Origin of the sequence: Microbacterium sp. (assembly GCF_030149085.1) — a bacterium.
In the GTDB taxonomy this organism is placed as follows: domain Bacteria; phylum Actinomycetota; class Actinomycetes; order Actinomycetales; family Microbacteriaceae; genus Microbacterium.
This window is the reverse complement of record NZ_JASBSF010000086.1, coordinates 1-3,687: the sequence shown is the minus strand read 5'-3', so window position 1 is coordinate 3,687 and position 3,687 is coordinate 1. Positions and strand designations below refer to the sequence as shown.

Here is a 3,687-nt window from a genome sequence, read left to right as displayed (position 1 = left end):
ACGACACCGAGATCGACGGGAACGTCACGGTCACGATCACGGATCCGAGCCCGAGCCCGACCCGCACTCCGGTACCGCCCGTACCCAGTGAGGTGCCGACATCCGTGACCGGCGCCGCTGCCCTCATCGGCGGCGTGCGCCAGACGGTCGTCCGTCGCCCCAACGCGGAAGGCACCGGGATCGTCGTCACGGTCGGGGGGCTGACGATCGAGCTGAAGGCACGCACCGCGTCGGGAGGCGAGGTCGCGCTCGACTCCGATGGGGCGGTTCTGGTTCAGACCGATGGCTCCTACCTCGTGTCCGGTTCCGGCTTCGCAGCCTTCAGCCCGGCATCCGTCGCGCACTACACGGATCCGACGCTGCTCGGAACGCTCACGACCGACGGCTCCGGAGCGTTCAGTGGATCGTTCCCGGTGCCGCCGGCGATCGCGGTCGGTGATCACCATGTTCAGTTGCTCGGGTACACCAGCGCTGGTTCGCCAGCGGTGATCACAATGGGCGTGCGCGTGAAGGCCGCGCCAGTCACGACGACCCCCGCCATCAGCGGGCCCGCGGGCACGGTTTCCTACCCCGGCGCTTCGTCCGGCTCGCAGACCCCCGTTACAGTCACACAGGAGCCCACCAGCGACGATCTCGGCACCGGCGCGCTGGATCTCGGTGTCTTCGCCGTCAGCGCACTGCGGGCAACCGCGGTGCCGACCTTCGATCTTCAGGGCGGCACGGTCTCCCTGTCGATGATCGTCCGCAACACCTCTCCCGAGGCGTTCGATGCGACCATCGCGTTCCGCCTGGACTCGCTATTCGGCGGCGCGGTCGCGCAAGTGGAAGGCATCGGTGTGCCGCACATTCAGCCCGGAGAGTCCCGCCTCATAGCCGCCACCTTCGAGCCTGTCGGCAACTGGACTCTCTACCGCGGCTACGCCACGTTCACGCCCCCAGAGGTTGTCGACAACACCGCTTTGTCGCCTGTGAGTCGGCAGGCTGACGTTCTTGTGCCCCCTCCAGCCGCATTGCCCGTGCTCGCGCTCCTGATCCTCGTGACGCTCGGCATCCTCGTGTGGATGCTGGTGACCGGCCGGTTGCAGGCGATGTTTGCTGGCCGGCGCCGCAGTGACGACGAGGATGACGAGCCGCCTGCTTCCACGGAGCAACCGAGCGAACTCGTGGGAAGTGGAGCAGCGTCCCGATGACGACGACCGAGCCAGCCCCGTCCTCGACGCCTCAGCTGCCGAGCCAGAAACCGCCGCAGAAGTGGTGGCAGCGCATACCCTTCCTATCCCCTCGTGTGCCGCCTCCCCCCACCGACCGTGCAACCGACGCGCCTGCTCCCCCCGCGCCGGTTCCGCCGCGACGCTCCGCGCCACCGAAGCCGCCGCGAAGGCCGCCCGCATCACCGCGGCCGCCCGTCGAGCTGACGCCCGGGCAGCAGTACCTGAGGATCGCCCTGATGGTGCTCGCAGCCCTTCTGCTCGTACTGGTGCTGAGCATCACCGTGCTGGGGCAGTTCCGCCACTTCGCGGCACAGCAGCAGTTGGACGATGCGTTTCGCAAGCAACTCGCTGAGGCTGTCGCGCCAGTCTCAGAAGGGGACGTTGACGACATCCTGCTGCCGGATGGCGTGCCGGTCGCGATCATCGACATGCCCAGCATCGGGGTTCGGGAAGTGATCGTCGAGGGGACCGATTCCGAGACGACCCAGTCCGGTCCAGGGCACCGGCGTGACACCGTCCTTCCCGGCCAGGTGGGACTGAGTATCGTCATGGGGCGCGCGGCTGGATACGGCGCTCCGTTTGGCCGCATCCAGGAGCTGACACCCGGAACGGAGTTCACGGTGATCACCGGTCAGGGCGAGAACACCTACGAGGTGATCGGGCTGCGCTACGCCGGCGACCCGACGCCGCCGTCGGTCAAGGCTGGCGAAAGCCGTCTCGTGCTGATCACCGCTCGCGGACTTCCGTTCGTGCCGACCGGTCTCGTCCGCGTCGATGCGCGACTGGTGAGCGACCCGCAACCGTCGGGCGTCCGGCAGACCCGGTTCGCAACGCTCCCGGCGGCGGACAAAGAGATGGCGGGGGACACGTCAATGGTGTGGGCCTTGGTGTTCGCGCTGCAGTTCCTCATCGTCGTCGAGATCGCGGCGGTCTGGTCGTTTCGCAGGATCGGCCCCGCACGCACCTGGATCGTTTTCGTACCGTTGACGCTCGTTGCCTGCCTGTGGGTTGCAGGCGAAGTGGTGCGACTACTGCCGAACCTCATGTAAGGAGAACCGATGGATGCTGAACCCGACGCCGACAGCGTCACCGAGGTGATCGCCCCGCAGGGTGCACGTGCACACCTGCCCGCTGCGACAGCGGTCGCGGTCGACCCGACGACTCCGCCAGCCCCGACCTCGACTATCGCACCGGCACCCGTGGAGCCCGCGCCGATGGCGGCATCCGCTGTGCAGGCTGCGAAAGCAGACGGCCGCAAGGATGCCCGCAAGCGTCGTGGACGTTTCGCTTGGGTCGACGCGAGCACTCCACTCGCGCAGCTTGAGGGGCGGAACGTCTCGGCCTGGTTCGGTGAGCGCAAGGTGCTCGACCGGATCTCCCTCACGATGCCGGCCGGTCAGGTCACGGCCCTCATCGGACCGTCCGGATGCGGAAAATCGACCTTCCTGCGGATCCTCAACCGCATGCACGAACTCGTGCCCTCGGCATCCCTCGCGGGTGAGGTTCTGCTTGACGGAGATGACATCTACGACGCGAGCAAGAAGCTCGTCGACGCCCGCAAGTCGATCGGGATGGTCTTCCAGAAGCCCAACCCGTTCCCCGCGATGTCGATCTACGACAACGTCATCGCCGGCCTCAAGCTCACCGGTCTGAAAGCGGGTCGCGACGAGAAGGACGAGCTCGTCGAGACGTCTCTCATCAAGGCCGGGCTGTGGAAAGAGGTCAAGGACCGTCTTCGTGCACCCGGCGGCGGTCTGTCGGGCGGTCAGCAGCAGCGACTGTGCATTGCCCGTTCGCTTGCGGTCAAGCCCCGCGTCCTGCTGATGGATGAGCCGTGCTCGGCTCTGGACCCTACCTCGACCCGCGTGATCGAAGAGACCATGGTCGAGCTCAAGGAAGAAGTCACGATCGTCATCGTGACCCACAATATGCAGCAGGCCCAGCGGGTCTCGCAGCAGTGCGCATTCTTCCTAGCATCCCAGGGGACCCCGGGTGTCATCGTTGAGCACGGCGACACCGAGGCTATGTTCTCCGACCCGATCGACCCGCGCACCTACGACTATGTCAACGGCCGGTTCGGATGACCCGACCTGCTCCCTGACGCCTACAACGGTTCGGTCGCGCCGTCTTGCGGGTTGACGTGAGCCGTACCCGCAAGACGACGCGACCGAAGTGGGTGTGTGAGGCCAGGTCGCGCTAGCTCGCGGCGGACTCGCGACCGCGCGCGAAGCCGGCGTCGAAGCCCCGCTCGTACGCGCGCTCGCCGTGGCGGTGCTCGCCGTGGTGGTGCTTGCCCCGACGGTGACCGTTTCGGTGCGCGCCGTGGTCACGACCGTCGTCGCAGTGGCGCGCATCGTCGTCGGCATCGAATGCTGGACCGAACCCGGGACGGAATCCGGGGCCGAAGGCGCGTCCGAATCCGGGGCGGAATCCGGGCCCGAATCCGGGTCCGAAGGGGCGGCCGTGCCGCCCGCGC

At 67.4% G+C, this 3,687-nt stretch carries 4 protein-coding genes; all 4 read left to right on the top strand.

Annotated features, from left to right (window positions below; translation table 11 throughout):
* Positions 1-1,190 (top strand): hypothetical protein (locus Q1V87_RS03645; RefSeq protein WP_300590870.1); only part of this gene is annotated, 1,190 nt, incomplete at its 5' end.
* A gap of 257 nt (positions 1,191-1,447) precedes the next feature.
* Positions 1,448-2,260, top strand: coding sequence for a sortase (locus Q1V87_RS03640; RefSeq protein WP_300590869.1), 813 nt, complete (start codon positions 1,448-1,450; stop codon positions 2,258-2,260).
* A gap of 312 nt (positions 2,261-2,572) precedes the next feature.
* On the top strand, positions 2,573-3,295 hold the full coding sequence (locus Q1V87_RS03635) for a phosphate ABC transporter ATP-binding protein (RefSeq protein WP_300590871.1): 723 nt from the start codon (positions 2,573-2,575) through the stop codon (positions 3,293-3,295).
* Between the two features lie 181 nt (positions 3,296-3,476).
* On the top strand, positions 3,477-3,687 hold a 211-nt coding region (locus Q1V87_RS03630; protein ID WP_300590868.1), incomplete at its 3' end, for a hypothetical protein.

What these genes read in the sequence shown, in the direction of transcription:
- Q1V87_RS03640 (WP_300590869.1), top strand. Translation starts at nt 1,448, where the DNA reads ATGGTGCTCGCAGCCCTTCTGCTCGTACTGGTGCTGAGCATCACCGTG.